Genomic DNA, 14984 nt, shown 5'->3' on the forward strand with positions numbered 1-14984 from the left:
AATAATGTGAGCCTGACAAAAGTGTGAAGGAATAGAGATAAAAAGACTCTATTCGAGCCAACTTGTGAAAGTTCGCATAAACCGCCAATAGAACAATCACCCTGTCGGGAGATAGTGTGACATAGACTGTAGAGTATGAAAGCGTTAAATACCTACACCTGTTCATTGTCGAGGAAAGTTTTTCCTGAACGCCAAAAAAACTTTTATTAGTTAATAAAAAGGATAGTCTGAAGTATAAAACCTCAGACTATCCTTTGGCGGAGGACAAGGGATTTGAACCCTCGCGCCGCGTTAGCGACCTACTCCCTTAGCAGGGGAGCCTCTTAACCACTTGAGTAATCCTCCGTGTAGTTAAACTACAAAAAATATTGAATAAATGGCGGAGAGAAAGGGATTCGAACCCTTGGTCCCTTGCGGGATCACTAGTTTTCAAGACTAGCTCCTTAAACCACTCGGACATCTCTCCGTATTGAATGTTATCACAACTCAACGATATTTATTATATCACTTTGTGATATATTTGTCAACAGTTAAAATAAATTTTTATATAAAATATTTTAAACCGTATATATAAAGCGATAAGAAAATCGGCAATCAAGTGGCGGAGAGAAAGGGATTCGAACCCTTGGTCCCTTGCGGGATCACTAGTTTTCAAGACTAGCTCCTTAAACCACTCGGACATCTCTCCGTATTGCCGATTATCTTACGCAACGATATATTTTATACCATTTTTTCAGCCGTTTGTCAAGATTTTTTTGAATTTTTTTCAAACTTTTTCAAAATTCTGTAAATTTATTCTTTTTCCGCCGCCTATCGCTTTGAAAAAACACAGCCGCAGTAATTTTGTCTGTACAAATTATGCTCGGCAGAAAGTACGATTGAGCGTTTGTAACCCTCTTTTTTCTTAAAATCACTGTTTAACCACTTTACATCGTAAACATCAGCGAAACGCTCGCCTATTTGATTCAGTAACGGTGCGTTTTTCAGCGGACTTATCGTCAAAGTGGTTGTAAAGTAATCGAAATTCATTTCCCGGGCAATGCGGGCGGTCTTTTCAAGGCGCAGTTCAAAGCATTTTTTACACCTTTCCCCTCCCTCGGGTTCGTTTTCAAGACCTTTTACGGCAGAAAAATATTCTAAAGGAGAATATTCGCCCTCAATAATATTTACGGGATACTTAAAATTCATTTCGGAAATAAAGCGTTTTTCTTCGTTTAATCTGTGCTGATATTCAGCCCTTTCAGAAATATTGGGATTATAAAAGAAAACCGTGATTTTAAAATACTGCGACAAATACTCAAGACAATAGCTTGAACAAGGCGCACAACAGACATGCAAAAGCAGTGTCGGAACAGTATTTGTCTTTTGAAGATTTGAGATTATTCCGTCAAGAATTTTCTGATAATTTACCTTGTTCATCGCTCGTCCTTATTTCTGTGCCAAAATCATATTCAAAAGTTCGTCGGCGGTTGCGGCAACCTGCGGAGCGCCTGCCTCCGTAAGCTCTTTCCTGCCTCTGAATCCCCATTCAACGCCAAGCATACTTACGCCTGCATTCTTTGCGGTGAACACATCAACATCGCTGTCGCCGATATAAATACACTCGCTCTGCTTTACATTGTGCTTGCTCAAAATTGCGTTTAAAGCCTCGCCGTCGGGTTTGCACTTATATTCCTTTTTGTTGCCCCAAGCCTCGGTGAACTTATGGTTCGGGAACACTTTTGCAAGGATAGCGCCTACAAATTCATCGGGTTTGTTTGAAAGTACGGCCGTCATAATGCCGTTTTTGTCGAGCTGCTCCAAAAGTTCGGTACAGCCCTTGTACTCGGCTGTATGGTCGTTGCTGTGAGCACCGTAGTAAGTGTTAAATCCGTTCATAACCGTATCAAAAAGTGCCTTATCTTCGCTTTTCTCGCCCATTGCACGCTTTACAAGCATTTCTCTGCCGTTGCCTACAAAATGATTGTAATTCTCCATAGGATGTACAGGCAAGCCTGCCTGCTTAAGTCCCTCATTGGTGGCAATACCAAGGTCAACAAGAGAATTTACAAGTGTGCCATCCAAATCAAATACTACCATTTTTACCATATCAAAGACCTCTTTCCTGTTCAAACAAAATTGCACGGCAAGGTGCCGCCTCCAGACCGCCAAGCTTAATAGGAAATGCAAAAAGCTCATAGTCGCCGTCTGCTATATCCGATAAATCAAGGTTTTCCAAAATCGCAATGCCTGCATTTGCAAGGATTTTGTGCGTTTCGTTCTCGTCATATTCGGGTGCGATTGACTGTGCGTCCGTGCCAATCATAACCACATCGCTGTCAGCGAGAACTCTGGCGGCAAAAGCAGACACAAAAGCCTTGCAGTTGCCGTGCAAAAGCAGTTTCTTACGGCTGTGCGCAAGAATTTTGTCCATATCTTCGCCCGTAAGAATACCGTTGACCGTGACTACCGTACATTTGCCCGTAAAGGTATTAAGGCGCATTTTGGATATAGAACTGCCGTCGCTCGAAAAATGCAGAGGAGCGTCAATATGAGTGCCTGTGTGGGTGCTCATACTAATGGCAGAAAGATTGTAATCATCGCCGTTTTCAATGCTTTTTATTCTGTTTACCTCGGTCTGCGGGTCGCCCTCGTAGACCTTGCTTGTGAGAATATCCCTTGAAATATCGTGAATTATCAAGCTATACACCAACTTTTTGTCTTAATATATCTATTATACTATATAATTACAAAAAATTCAAATACAAAAGGGACTGCCTTTCGACAGCCCCGTAAATTTATACATTTATCAAATTCTTGCAACGCCTGTTTCGATAGCGGCTTTTTTAACAGCCTCGGCAACAGTCTTACCGATTCTCTTATCGAAAGCCTCAGGAAGAATGTAGTCGGCATTAAGCTCACTGTCGCTTACGAGTGAAGCGATTGCAAATGAAGCGGCAACTTTCATCTCTTCGTTGATGTCGCTTGCACGGCAATCAAGAGCACCTCTGAAAATACCCGGGAAAGCGAGAACATTGTTAATCTGGTTCGGGAAGTCACTTCTGCCTGTACCTACAACGGCAGCGCCTGCTTTCTTGGCAAGGTCAGGCATAATTTCAGGAGTAGGATTAGCCATAGCAAAGAGGATTGGGTCTTTTGCCATAGAAGCAACCATTTCTTCGCTTACACAGCCTGCGGCTGAAATACCGAGAAATACATCTGCGCCCTTCATAGCGTCTGCGAGTGTGCCTGTCATATGCTCAAGGTTTGTAATCTCTGCCATTTCACGCTTAACGGCATTAAGTCTTTCGTCACCCTTGCAGATGATACCCTTACTGTCGCAAAGAGTAATGTTCTTAACGCCCATATTGAGGAGGTGCTTGGCAATGGCAATGCCTGCTGCGCCTGCGCCGTTCATAACAACCTTTATGTCCTCAAACTTTTTGCCTACAAGCTTTAAAGAATTGATAAGTCCTGCGGCAACGATTACGGCTGTACCGTGCTGGTCATCATGGAAAATCGGAATATCGCACTTTTCCTTAAGTTTTTTCTCAATTTCAAAGCAACGGGGAGCGGCAATATCCTCAAGGTTAATACCGCCGAATGAACCGCTGATAAGGTAAATTGCATTTACGATTTCGTCAACATCTTTACTTCTTACGCAGATAGGAAATGCGTCAACATCGCCGAACTCTTTAAAGAGAGCGCATTTGCCCTCCATAACAGGCATACCTGCCTCGGGGCCGATGTCGCCAAGACCGAGAACCGCTGTACCGTCTGTTACTACTGCAACAAGATTGTTTCTTCTTGTAAGCTCAAAGGACTTGTCGTAATCTTTCTGAATTTCAAGGCAAGGCTCGGCAACACCCGGTGTATATGCAAGAGATAAATCCTCGGCATTAGAAATAGGAACTCGTGATACTACCTCGATTTTACCGTTCCATTCGTAATGCTTTTCGAGTGATTTCTGTCTTATGTCCATTATAAACTCTCCTTTGTTACAAATCTTTATTTATTATAAACTGAAAAATCGGATATATCAAGCTATTTTATGAAAATTTAAGTTGACATTTTGCAAAAAATCATATAGTATTATAGATATGAGTGTATTGAACAGCTGCGGGAAATTGCCGAAAGGCGTTTTGCGAGGAAAGTCCGGGCTTCACAGAGCAAAAATAACGGCTAACGGCCGCCGGAGGCGACTCCAGGGATAGTGCAACAGAAAATTACCGCCACTTTTGTGGTAAGGATGGAAAGGTGAGGTAAGAGCTCACCGGAGATAGCGAGAGTTATCTGCCGTGTAAACCCTATTTGAAGCAACACCGTGGTAGGACATTATACGCTTGCTCGGCGTGTCCTTAGGAGGTGGCATTGAGCAGTTCCGGCAACGGGCTGCCAAGATAGATAGCTGTTCACGACAGAACCCGGCTTACAGATACAGTCATATTTTTTTAAAGACTGCTGCATTTTTGCAGTGGTTTTTATTTTTTTGCTTTTTGCGTTCTGTGCTGAATGTCAGCATTAGTAAATTATGGTTTAGCGGAGTGTCGGTCGGGCATTGAAATTTAGCTAACGCAAAATTAACCTCCCAAAAGCAAAAAAGTTTACTCAATTTTTTCAAAAATAATGCTTTTCAGCATATAAAATTCACTGTTATATTGCAGTAAAAATACTTAAACGGAGAAAATACAAAAAGCACTCACAATCGGCGACCGACTGCGAATGTTCGGTTAGTATTTTTTAATAAGTTTTCTTTATTTAGTTTTATTAGGGTTCAGATTATGAAGCAGGCAGGTGCAAAAAATAAAGCGGTTATCCTCAATATTTTAAGCACCCTACTGCATTGATTTTTTAAGGTTGAGCGTTTCTCTTTGTAAAATAATCCACAAGATTTGCTCTTGCAAAACCTTCGTTGTAAAAACTCGGGTTGAGTTCATATATAAAAGAAGTGTTCTGCTCCTTGCCGAATTTGCTCGCACGAAAGCCGCCGGACTTTGAGATAATCTCTCTGTCCTCAAGTTTTCGCACACACTTGCGTACTGTATTGTCTGACATTGCGCAAGCTGTTGCAATTGTATGAATAGACGGATAGCAAATGCCTGTATCGTCACTGCAACGCACAAGATAGCTTAGAACGGCAAGCTCGGACGGAGTGAGCATAAGGCAGAAAACCTCGTTTGGTAATGTAAAAAAGTTTTTAATGTTTTTCAAAATTATCACCTCAATTACATTGCAAAAAAGGTAAAAGTTGCACTAATTGCAATAATTTTTCTGAAAATATTTTTGAAAATTTTAGAATTATGGTTTAACTCACTGTTCAGACAAAAAAATCTCCCGATACGCAAGATTAATGCAATATCGGGAGATTTGATTTTAAATTATTTTATAAAGCCCTGTACAAGTACAATAAGCACAAGAATCGGGAGTACGAATTGGAAGTAAGGCTTTAAAAATCTTGCAAATTTCATACCCTTGCCCGTATTACATTCAGTAAGGTAATTGTCAAATCCCCAACCGAATTTTGTAACGCAGAACAGCAGATAAATAAGCGAGCCGACAGGCAACAAAATATTGCTTACAAGGAAGTCCTCCATACCGAGAACATTCTGACCAAACAGCTCAAAACCGCTCCAAATATTAAATCCGAAAACGCAAGGCAGGCTTGCAATCAGAATTATAACGGCGTTGATAATCACTGATTTTGTGCGGCTGATTTTGAACATATCAATGCAGAACGAAATAATATTTTCAAACACGGCAATGATAGTTGAGAAACAGGCAAATGTCATAAAGAGGAAGAACAGCGTGCCCCAAATTCTACCGCCCGCCATATTTACAAAGACATTCGGCAGAGTAATAAATATGAGTGCAGGGCCTTGGTCGGGCTCAACTCCGTATGAGAAACACGCAGGGAAAATAATAAGTCCCGCCATAATTGCCACAAAAGTATCGAGTGCGCAGATTTTCACGGACTCGCCCGGAAGAGTATCGTCCTTTGACATATAACTTCCGAAAATTTCCATAGCCGCAATACCGAGGCTCAAAGTAAAGAAACTCTGATTCATAGCGGCGGAAACAATGTTGCCGATACCTATTTCGGATACTTTTTCAAAATCGGGAACAAGGTAAAACTTAAGTCCCTCGCCTGCACCGCTAAGCAAAATGCTGTTTACGGCAAGTGCGAGAATGAGCACAAGCAAAGCAATCATCATAACCTTGCTCACCTTTTCTATTCCCTTTTGAATACCTCTGCTGCACACCAAAAAGCCGAGTATGGTAATAATAGCCATCCATATAACCATTTCAATCGGGTTTGACTGCAACTGAGAGAATACACCGCTGACTTGCTCAGAGGTCATTCCGCTTTCAAAAGTGCCTGTTGCAAATTTGTAAAAATAGCTTGTCATCCACCCCGAAACGGTTGTGTAGTACATCATCAGCAGATAACAGCCAAGCATACAGAACCAACCGTGAATATGCCATTTGCTTTTCGGCTTTTCAAGTTTTTTGTAGCCGAGCACGGCACTTTTTCGGCTTGCTCTGCCCACTGCAAGCTCCATTGTCAATACGGGAATACCCATAAGAACAAGGAAAACGAGGTAAAGCAAAACGAACAGACCGCCTCCGTTTTCGCCTGCAACATACGGGAATCGCCATACATTGCCGATGCCGATTGCACAGCCCGCACTTACAAGAATAAATCCAAGCCGTGACTTAAAACTTTCTCTTTCCATAGAAACTCTCCTAAAAACAAACTGTTACAATTATATAAAAAATAATCATACACTGTCAAGCATAATGTAAAATATTTATCTGTATTTTAATTTTCGCTTAATGGCACATAGAGCTTATTTTTCGGGATTTTGTCACCGAAGTTATCGCAAAGTTTCCATTCGATCGGTTTTTCGCTTAAATTCATTTTAGATTTATAAGCCATCTTGCTTTGAAGCTGTTTTTTCGGCATAAGATAAGTTTTGCTGTCTTTGATAAACACAGTACCCGTTTCTATAAAGCAAAAAGTGACATTGTACTTTTCACATTCCTCTCTAAGGTGCTTTACCCAATCAAAATTACACGGTCGTGCGCCGTCATAGTTTTCTCCGCCGCACCAACACTCATACAGCCTATGCATAGCTTTACCTTATTAAATTAAAGTTTTTCTGCCCAATCGGCAAGGGCTTTTTCGCTCATACCGTTGATTACTTTACCCTCAACCCAATTTGCGCCCGGGCAGCTCGGCTTTAGATTTGCCAAAGTCTTACCCATTCCGCTGCCGCCGGAAGTTGCAAACGGAATAACCTTTTTACCGTCTAAGTCAACATTTTCTACAAATGTGTTGATAATTGTTGGAGCAACATACCACCAGATTGGGAAACCAATAAAAATTGTATCGTAATTCGCAAGACTGTTTGGAAGCTGAGCAATCTGCGGACGAAAGCTTTTATCGTTCATTTCAACCGAAGAACGGCTGTTTTTGTTTGTCCAGTCGAGGTCGGCTCTTGTGTAGGGCGTCTGCGGCTTGATTTCAAATAAATCTGCGCCTGTTGCCTTAGCGAGCTTTTCTGCCATTGCCTTAGTGTTACCGCTTGGTGAAAAATATGCTATTAACTTTTTCATTATAATCAACCTTTCAAAGAAATTCAGCTTGTATTTAAACTGTATTTATATTATACTCCTTTGTTTTACAAATGTCTAATGCCTATTTCAAATTGCTTGCTATGCCATTTGGTAATCACAAAAAAGCAAGGCGGAAATTAAACCGCCTTGCTTAAATTATTTTTTATTGCATTTTAGCGTGCAGGCTGAGCAATTACCGCCACACTTTGAAATCATCTTATCCTTTTTAGCTTTTCTTACGGCGAGAATAACCAAAAGAGCTACAATTACTAAAATTATAATACTCGGTATATCCATATTAGCCCTCCGTTAAGCCAAGCCAAAGGCAAGACCGACTGCGTGAATAAGAAAAGCCACACACCATGCGATTGCGCACTGAATAATAACAGTTGCGACAGCCGCCTTAGTGCTGCCCATTTCTCGCTTTACGGTTGCAATAGCGGCAACGCAAGGAGTGTAAAGCAAAGTAAATACAAGGAATACAGCGGCGGTAAAAGGAGTAAACAATGTACTTACAAGCTCGGCATCTCCGCCCATAAGTACAGTAAGTGTAGACACAACGCTTTCTTTTGCTGTAAAGCCTGTAATGAGAGCTGTTGATACTCGCCAATCGCCAAATCCGAGCGGAGCAAAAATAGGAGCAACCAAGCTGCCAATCATTGCAAGCAGGCTCTGTTCGGGTGATTCGGCAACATTAAATCTTGCGTCAAAGGTCTGCAAAAACCAAATTATAATTGACGCTACAAAAATAATTGTAAATGCCTTTTCTATAAATCCCTTTGCCTTTTCCCAAATGAGATGCACAACGCTCTTTGCCGATGGAAGTCGGTAATTAGGCAGCTCCATTACAAACGGAACAGGCTCGCCCTTGAACTTTGTGCTTTTTAAAATCAAAGCATAAATAATGGCACAAATAATGCCGAATATGTATAGTCCCACCATTACAAGCGCCTGATACTGCCTTGGGAAAAATACGCTTATAATCAGCGTATAAATCGGCAGTTTTGCACTGCAACTCATAAACGGAGTGAGCAGGATTGTCATTTTTCTATCTCTTTCGCTTGAGAGTGTTCGTGTTGACATAATTGCAGGAACAGAACAGCCAAAGCCTATAAGCATTGGCACAAAACTTCTGCCCGACAGTCCTATTTTTCTTAACAGCTTATCCATTACAAAGGCAACCCTTGCCATATAACCTGTATCCTCAAGAATAGACAAAAAGAAAAACAGAGTTACGATTGTAGGCAAAAAGCTGATTACACTGCCCACACCGTTGCATATGCCGTCTACCACAAGCGAATGCACAACAGGGTTAATCTGTACGGCAGTGAGTGCGTTGTCTATAAGCGATATAACAGAATCTACGCCTAAACTCATAAGGTCAGAGAGCCATGCGCCCACAAGGTTAAAGGTCATAACGAATATGAGTGCCATAATTGCAATAAAGCAAGGAATAGCGGTATATCTGCCCGTAAGCAATCGGTCAATTTTCATACTTCGCTTATGCTCTTTGCTTTCGTGCGGACGGACAACTGTTTTTTGACACATTTTTTCTATAAAGCTGAATCGCATATTTGAAATGGCGGCCTCTCGGTCAAGTCCCGTTTCATCTTCCATTACGGATACAATGTGCTCAAATGCCTGCTTTTTGTCATCGGTCAGGTTAAGCAGCTTTTCAATAGGCACATCGTTTTCTATCAGCTTTGTTGCGGCAAATCGCAGCGGCAGTCCCGATTGCTTTGCCTCAGGCTCTATCATATGCACTACGGCGTGTATGCAGCGGTGAACCGCTCCGACAGGGTCTTTTTTATCTACACTGTCTGTGCAAAAATCTATTCGCCCCGGCTTTTCCATAAATCTTGCCACATGAAGTGCGTGACTTACAAGCTCGTCTATACCCTCATTTTTTACGGCTGAAATAGGAATAACAGGTATTCCGAGAATTTGCTCAAGCTCGTTTACTCTGATACTTCCGCCGTTTTCTCGCACCTCGTCCATCATATTCAGCGCAAGCACCATAGGAATACCAAGTTCCATAAGCTGCATAGTAAGGCATAGATTTCGCTCAAGGTTTGAGGCGTCTACAATATTTATAATTCCGCTCGGCTTATCTTTTATCAAGAAATCTCGTGTAACTATTTCTTCGCTCGAATACGGCGACAATGAGTAAATACCCGGCAAGTCGGTAACTGTTGCCTCAGGGTGATTTTTAATTGTACCGTCTTTTCTGTCTACGGTAACACCCGGAAAATTGCCCACATGCTGATTAGCGCCCGTAAGCTGATTAAACAAAGTAGTTTTGCCGCAGTTTTGGTTTCCTGCAAGCGCAAATGTAAGTTTGCTGTCTTTCGGCAGTGCTTTGCTTTCATCGTGAATATGATAATCGTTTGCCTCGCCAAGCTCGCCTACTCGTGGATGCGGAATAGATTTATGCCTTTGCGGTTTGCTGTCGGCAACAACTTTTCGTTCGTGTATGTTTTCAATTTCAATTTTCTTAGCCTCATCAAGTCGGAGCGTAAGCTCATAGCCTCTCACTTCAATTTGAATCGGATCGCCCATCGGCGCTATTTTCTGCAAAGTAATTTCAGTGCCGGGTGTAAGTCCCATATCAAGCAAATGGTGTCTTAATGCTCCGTCACCGCCAACCCTTGTAATAAAAGCACTTTGTTTTGGCTTTAGTTTATCCATTTCCATAAATAATGCCACCCCTATAAATGCAAATGTTCATTTCATTTTTTCATTTCATAATTTTTCTTCCCTTATATTATAATAAACCTTATGCCTATATGCAACCATTTAACAGTTGAAAATTGTAAAAATAAGGAATATAATCTATATAGTATGAATTTATGTGAAACAAAAAGGTGGATTTAATGGAAAAAGAATTAAAAAAGCAAAAACTTGATATGCTCAACGGCAGTATATGGAACAAACTGCCTGTTTTTGCCCTGCCGATTGCGGCAACGGGAATACTTGAACAGCTTTTTAATGCCTCGGATATAGCAATAGTCGGAAACTTTGCGCAGACCGATAAAACCGCAGCGGTAGCGGCAGTAGGAGCAAACAGCCCGATTATCGGTCTGATACTGAACTTATTTATCGGCATAGCGCTCGGCGCAAATGTTGTAATAGCAAATGCCATAGGACGAGATGACAGGCAGACCGTACAAAAGGCGGTGCATACCTCAATGGTGGTGTCGGTAATCGGCGGCGTATTGGTTGCGATAATCGGCGAACTTATAGCCGAGCCGTTGCTTACGGTGCTGAATGTACCCGATGATGTGCTTGAGCTTGCACTGTTGTACTTGCGAATATATTTTCTCGGAATGCCTGTCATACTGCTGTACAACTTTGAGGCGGCGATTTTCAGAAGTATAGGCGAAACCAAAATGCCGCTTATTGCGCTTACGCTGTCGGGAATTTTGAATGTACTGCTTAATCTGTTCTTCGTAATCGTACTTAAAATGTCGGTAAACGGAGTAGCAACCGCAACAGTGCTTGCAAATGTTGTGAGTGCAGGTATTCTTTATATAAAGCTCGTAAAAAGTGACAAATACATAAAAGTAGAATTTAAAAAATTAAGAATTGACGGAAAAGTCTTTGCGAAAATTATGCAGATAGGACTTCCCGCAGGAATACAGAGTGCGGTGTTTGCGGTTGCGAATATTGTAATTCAAGGTGCGATTAACAGCCTCGGCACTGTTGTAATTGCGGCGTCAAGTGCGGCATTCAACATAGAGATTATCGCTTACAATGTAATGAACTCGTTTAGTCAGGCTTGCACAACATTTGTCGGACAAAACTTTGGCGCAAATAAGCTTGACCGTTGTAAAAAAACTCTTTTTCTTTGTCTTATCGAAGACGCAATTGCATCGGGCACGGCAATACTTATAGTGCTTATAACAGGAAAATTTTTGCTGTCAATATTCAACAACAACCCCGAAGTAATAGAAATAGGCTATACAAGACTTGTAATTATTTTTATAGCTTACATATTCTCAATGCTGTATGAGGTAATGTCGGGATACTTAAGAGGATTCGGATTTTCGCTTGTTCCTGCAATTCTCACTACCGTAGGCGTGTGCGTGTTGCGAATAATATGGATAAATACCGTATTCCCCGCAAACAGAACTTTTGTAACGATAATGACCGCTTACCCTGTCAGCTTAGCTACAACGGCAGTGCTGATATTTATAGCGTTGATTATCTACAGACCGTCAAAAAGATTTGCAAATAAGGGTAAAGAAAAAGTGTAATTGATTGATAAAGCAATCTGCTAAAATATAATTTACCGATATTACTCCAACATTTACTCCGGAACCAAATATAAAAAGCACAACAGCCTCTTGATGTAAAAACACCGGGAGGCTGTTGTGTTATATAAGGGAAATGAGTGGATAGCAAATTAATTTTTAAATGCCGAAAGAATCAATCTTATACCGTATGTCATAAGCAAAATGCCCATAAACAGTCCGAGTGTTTGCGCTGTGAATATAAGATTAAATATTCCGTATATGCCTGCAAGCAGTACGAGCACTCCGCATATAAGCGGAAGTACCCATACACTTGAACCTGATTTTTTAACCTTGAATGATGTTGCTATAGAGGAGATTCCGTCTACAATAAGCCATACCGCAAAAATCGCAAGGATTAATATATCAAACATCACTCTTATGCCGGGCATAAACATTGCGAGCGCAGACACAACCGCCGCAGCTATGCCTGCTATAAGACCTAAAGTTCCCATTAAAGCTTTTTCTTTATTATTACCGTCGTTGCGTGAAGCTGCATACGAAACAATTGAGGAAATTCCCCATAATCCGAGAATTATCGTTACAATCCAACCGACGTTAAGAAATGTAAGTCCGGGATAAAATATGCAATAAATTGACGCAAGAACAGTCAAAATACCCAAAATACAATTAAATACTTTCATAGTCACCTCATATGTTTATTGTGAATAAAAAATAATAATATAACAAATGCAAGCAATGCAATGCACAACAGCAAGGCTATCAGCAAATATGTTTGTGTTCCCGTTACCATACTCGTGTTATCCTGTACGGGTACGGTCGGGACTGTGGAATACGGTTGAGTTGTCGGCGATAAAATGTTAGCCGTAATCTGCGTACTGCCCTCATCCCTTGCCGTTACCGAAACGGTAGCCGTTATAAAGACTGCGGCAATCACCGTACAAACCGCAATTGCGCTAAGCAATTTTTTAAAATCAGTCATTTCATAATCATATTGTTACAATTGAGCTGTGGAATGTCATTGTACCGCTGTAATTGCCTGCAATAGCGTCAAGGTCTTGTCCGTAGAGTGCCTGCTGATTAAGTACAAGTGTACCCTCCTGAACCTGACCCTGTGAATTGGCGCTGAAGGTTGTAAAGTGGAAACCGTTTGCACCCGGAGCACCTGCGTCATTGATAGCGATTTTGTCAGCAACATTATCGTCATTTACTTTTTCCGAATAAATATCATACTTAATTTTGAACGGGTTGGTTGCGTCTTTCTGTGTAATGTAGAACTTATCGTCAATGTCCTGACCGTTAATATAAACAGATACAAAGTTGTTATCGTTAAGTTTAAGCTCTGTTGCAGTCACATCAAAGTTGAGATACTTGTTGCTCTGTGTATCTGTCTGCGGCTGTGCAAGAGTGCCGAAATCAACCATATCGGGAATTGTAATAACATAGCTTACATCTCCCGGTTGTGTACCCTCAATTCTTGCGGTAACTTCTGTGGAAGAATCGGGATTTTCGTTTGTAAGGGTTGCCGCCGATGCGGAAACCACGCCTGTTGCGGCGAGCATAGCCGCCATAATTGCCGATATAAATTTTACTTTTTTCATATAAACACTTCTTTCTTTATTTTTAACCGAATTTATCGGTATTTTACTTAACTTTGAGTGTGAACTCCGATTCTGCCGAATTGAGTTTTTGATGCGAATCGTCAAGAGTTACACATTCATACAAAACCATTGCTTGATACTCGCCTTTCTCAAGCGACTTTGAAAGCGGTACATCTGTAAGACCGCTGCCGGGTTCAAGCAAATCCGATTTATAAAGCACAGTTCCGTCGGAAAGCCTTAGCGTTGCGTATAAGCCGCAGGTGTTTGACTTTGGATTGCCGATACTGATGTGCAGAGAGGTATCGCCCACATTCATTTCAGCAGTGCTGTAGCCGGGTATCTGCACGCCTGTTTTTTTGGTATTGTCACTGCCTTTTGAGTTTTCGTCTATGCCTGTATCCCAATCAGTGCGTATCTCCCCTACCACACCCTGTGTGGGTGCGGCAGGTTGAGAGTTTATGTTATTGTAGATTAATACTGCGCTTAGCGCTCCGATTGCAACAATAAGTGCCGCTATAATTGCAATATATATTTTTTTATTTTTCAATGCGTCCTCTTTTCTTCAATACAGCAAAGGCAAGCAAAGCGATAATTGCCGTAAATGAAATTGTATAAATCACGGTTGCGCCCGTCTTTATTGTTGTAATGCATTTACGGTTACGGCTGTAATCGGAAGAGCCGTTAAAAGCATAAGCACACAGGGCAACACTCGAAATACGCTTTGCTTTTTTCTTGATTTTCATAAAAATCCCTACTTTATGCCCAAGGGTCATTCGAAGTGGGAGTTCGTATGTCGGAGAGTGCAAGATTGCGCCACAAGAACCATTGATCGCCCTTTCTGCGAAGCTCAATCGGGCGAGGTGAGTCCGCTCCCGACGACTGAACCTGAACCTTTGCATAACCCTCGCTCTGATAGGTATATGCATACTCGGAAACGGTTATTTTGTACGGAACATTCGGTGTATAATCGTTCTTCACGGATGAACCCTCAAAATACGAGCGAGGAATATATCCCCTGCCCTTGATTCTGTCACGCAAAAACTGAATATCCATCCCGTTCATCGGCTGAGGTCCTTTTAATACATTGAGCATTTCTATTGTATTTTCCGGACTTTCATCATATTCAAGCAACACAAGCATTGCAAATGCCGCTGTTGAAAGAGGTGACGAAAAGTCAAGCTCAGGCATTTTTTTGAGTTCATCTGCATTTTTCGGATAATCGGCAAATACAAATGTTTTGCTTTTATACATTGCATTGTTTACTGCTCCCGAAACAGCCTTTGAAACATTGTTTTTTACAGTCTGATTTGTCATATTTTTTAAGCTGTCAAATATACCCATAAATAGTCCCTCCTTATTAAAGTGCGCCAAGTGCGGCAGGTTGAGAGTTTATGTTATTGTAGATTAATACTGCACTTAGCGCTCCGATTACAGCAATAAGTGCCGCAGTAATTGCAATATATATTTTTTTATTTTTCAATGCGTCCTCTTTTCTTCAATACAGCAAAGGCAAGCAAAGCGATAATTGCCGTAA

General features: G+C 41.3%; 18 protein-coding genes, 3 tRNA genes and 1 other RNA gene. 2 read left to right on the plus strand and 20 right to left on the minus strand.

The window, feature by feature from the left end; translation table 11 throughout:
• Positions 1-255: 255 nt before the first annotated feature.
• The 7 genes from I2E21_RS02080 to I2E21_RS02110 all read right to left on the minus strand — a co-directional run bounded on the left by I2E21_RS02080 (position 256) and on the right by I2E21_RS02110 (position 3961).
• A tRNA-Ser gene (locus I2E21_RS02080) sits at positions 256-345 on the minus strand.
• A 32-nt stretch (positions 346-377) separates the two neighbouring features.
• Positions 378-466: transfer RNA gene (locus I2E21_RS02085), tRNA-Ser, on the minus strand.
• A gap of 133 nt (positions 467-599) precedes the next feature.
• A tRNA-Ser gene (locus I2E21_RS02090) sits at positions 600-688 on the minus strand.
• A gap of 122 nt (positions 689-810) precedes the next feature.
• Entirely contained in the window at positions 811-1419 is a 609-nt protein-coding gene (locus I2E21_RS02095; RefSeq protein WP_195410272.1) for an epoxyqueuosine reductase QueH, read from the minus strand.
• A gap of 9 nt (positions 1420-1428) precedes the next feature.
• Positions 1429-2088, minus strand: coding sequence for an HAD hydrolase-like protein (locus tag I2E21_RS02100; protein ID WP_022235119.1), 660 nt, complete (start codon positions 2086-2088; stop codon positions 1429-1431).
• 1 nt (position 2089) lies between these two features.
• Positions 2090-2680, minus strand: a complete 591-nt coding sequence (locus tag I2E21_RS02105; protein WP_195410273.1) for a cyclase family protein — start codon at positions 2678-2680, stop codon at positions 2090-2092.
• Between the two features lie 108 nt (positions 2681-2788).
• Entirely contained in the window at positions 2789-3961 is a 1173-nt protein-coding gene (locus I2E21_RS02110; RefSeq protein ID WP_195410274.1) for a malic enzyme-like NAD(P)-binding protein, read from the minus strand.
• A 119-nt stretch (positions 3962-4080) separates the two neighbouring features.
• Here I2E21_RS02110 and rnpB point away from each other — a divergent pair.
• Positions 4081-4427: RNase P RNA component class A (gene rnpB, locus I2E21_RS02115), an RNA gene on the plus strand.
• A 403-nt stretch (positions 4428-4830) separates the two neighbouring features.
• On the opposite strand, the gene I2E21_RS02120 is transcribed toward rnpB, so the two are convergent.
• From I2E21_RS02120 to feoB, 6 genes are all read right to left on the minus strand, one after another.
• Positions 4831-5190, minus strand: a complete 360-nt coding sequence (locus tag I2E21_RS02120) for a helix-turn-helix domain-containing protein (protein ID WP_186934831.1) — start codon at positions 5188-5190, stop codon at positions 4831-4833.
• A 167-nt stretch (positions 5191-5357) separates the two neighbouring features.
• On the minus strand, positions 5358-6713 hold the full coding sequence (locus I2E21_RS02125) for a sodium-dependent transporter (RefSeq protein WP_195410275.1): 1356 nt from the start codon (positions 6711-6713) through the stop codon (positions 5358-5360).
• Between the two features lie 86 nt (positions 6714-6799).
• On the minus strand, positions 6800-7111 hold the full coding sequence (locus I2E21_RS02130) for a DUF5131 family protein (RefSeq protein WP_195410276.1): 312 nt from the start codon (positions 7109-7111) through the stop codon (positions 6800-6802).
• Between the two features lie 17 nt (positions 7112-7128).
• Positions 7129-7599, minus strand: a complete 471-nt coding sequence (locus I2E21_RS02135) for a flavodoxin (RefSeq protein ID WP_186935004.1) — start codon at positions 7597-7599, stop codon at positions 7129-7131.
• A 153-nt stretch (positions 7600-7752) separates the two neighbouring features.
• A complete protein-coding gene (locus I2E21_RS02140) occupies positions 7753-7893 on the minus strand; it encodes a FeoB-associated Cys-rich membrane protein (protein WP_117704606.1) in 141 nt (46 codons plus the stop codon).
• Positions 7894-7905: 12 nt separating this feature from the next.
• Complete coding sequence (gene feoB / locus I2E21_RS02145) at positions 7906-10290, minus strand: ferrous iron transport protein B (RefSeq protein ID WP_195410277.1); 2385 nt, start codon at positions 10288-10290, stop codon at positions 7906-7908.
• A gap of 179 nt (positions 10291-10469) precedes the next feature.
• Here feoB and I2E21_RS02150 point away from each other — a divergent pair, with 179 nt between their 5' ends.
• The gene (locus I2E21_RS02150) at positions 10470-11852 is read left to right on the plus strand and encodes an MATE family efflux transporter (protein ID WP_195410278.1); all 1383 of its coding nucleotides are present in this window, start codon (positions 10470-10472) and stop codon (positions 11850-11852) included.
• Between the two features lie 149 nt (positions 11853-12001).
• Here the strand turns inward: I2E21_RS02150 and I2E21_RS02155 are convergent, their stop codons facing one another.
• Genes I2E21_RS02155 through I2E21_RS12415 form a run of 7 tightly spaced genes read right to left on the minus strand, consistent with a single transcriptional unit; the run spans position 12002 to position 14930 of the window.
• Positions 12002-12532, minus strand: coding sequence for a DUF308 domain-containing protein (locus I2E21_RS02155; RefSeq protein WP_195410279.1), 531 nt, complete (start codon positions 12530-12532; stop codon positions 12002-12004).
• A gap of 2 nt (positions 12533-12534) precedes the next feature.
• Positions 12535-12831: a hypothetical protein gene (locus I2E21_RS02160; protein ID WP_195410280.1), complete on the minus strand. Its 297-nt coding sequence runs from the start codon at positions 12829-12831 to the stop codon at positions 12535-12537.
• Between the two features lie 7 nt (positions 12832-12838).
• Positions 12839-13450: a hypothetical protein gene (locus I2E21_RS02165; protein ID WP_195410281.1), complete on the minus strand. Its 612-nt coding sequence runs from the start codon at positions 13448-13450 to the stop codon at positions 12839-12841.
• A gap of 43 nt (positions 13451-13493) precedes the next feature.
• Positions 13494-13997 carry a hypothetical protein gene (locus tag I2E21_RS02170; RefSeq protein ID WP_195410282.1) on the minus strand — a complete coding sequence of 168 codons (504 nt, stop codon included), beginning with the start codon at positions 13995-13997 and terminating at the stop codon, positions 13494-13496.
• Positions 13987-14193, minus strand: a complete 207-nt coding sequence (locus tag I2E21_RS02175) for a hypothetical protein (protein ID WP_195410283.1) — start codon at positions 14191-14193, stop codon at positions 13987-13989. The genes I2E21_RS02170 and I2E21_RS02175 overlap by 11 nt, the downstream gene beginning before the upstream one ends.
• A 13-nt stretch (positions 14194-14206) precedes the next feature.
• Positions 14207-14791 carry a hypothetical protein gene (locus tag I2E21_RS02180; protein ID WP_195410284.1) on the minus strand — a complete coding sequence of 195 codons (585 nt, stop codon included), beginning with the start codon at positions 14789-14791 and terminating at the stop codon, positions 14207-14209.
• A gap of 16 nt (positions 14792-14807) precedes the next feature.
• Positions 14808-14930 carry a hypothetical protein gene (locus tag I2E21_RS12415; protein WP_271229645.1) on the minus strand — a complete coding sequence of 41 codons (123 nt, stop codon included), beginning with the start codon at positions 14928-14930 and terminating at the stop codon, positions 14808-14810.
• Positions 14931-14984: the final 54 nt, after the last annotated feature.

The sequence above is a fragment of the Ruminococcus sp. BSD2780120874_150323_B10 genome, assembly GCF_015553695.1.
GTDB classification, from domain to species: Bacteria; Bacillota; Clostridia; order Oscillospirales; family Acutalibacteraceae; genus Ruminococcoides; species Ruminococcoides intestinale_A.